This is a genomic window from Chryseobacterium sp. SIMBA_029 (assembly GCF_046535275.1).
In the GTDB taxonomy this organism is placed as follows: Bacteria; Bacteroidota; Bacteroidia; order Flavobacteriales; family Weeksellaceae; genus Chryseobacterium.
Map to the genome: position 1 here is coordinate 1 of NZ_JAWRXA010000757.1, position 243 is coordinate 243.

Genomic DNA, 243 nt, shown 5'->3' on the forward strand with positions numbered 1-243 from the left:
CCGGGTCAAGCAGCAGTACATACCTGAAGCCAGTGGCGAGGTAGTGGCTCGCGCGGATATGAAGAAAGGCTACGAGTTCGAAACAGGCCATTTCGTCGTCTTCGCTCCCGACGAACTGAAGGCGCTGGAAGAAGGTGCCAGTCACGTAGTTGAAGTTGTTTCCTTCGTCCCTGAAAATTCGGTTGACCCGCTGTATTTCGACAAAGCGTACTTCATCGCTCCGGACAAACGCGGCGGCAAGCC

1 protein-coding gene is annotated in these 243 nt (G+C 55.1%); it reads left to right on the forward strand.

The genetic code is table 11. The annotated features are described in order from the left end of the window. Positions 1–243: Ku protein (locus tag SB679_RS25955; protein WP_410705267.1), on the forward strand; the 243-nt coding region annotated here is incomplete at both ends.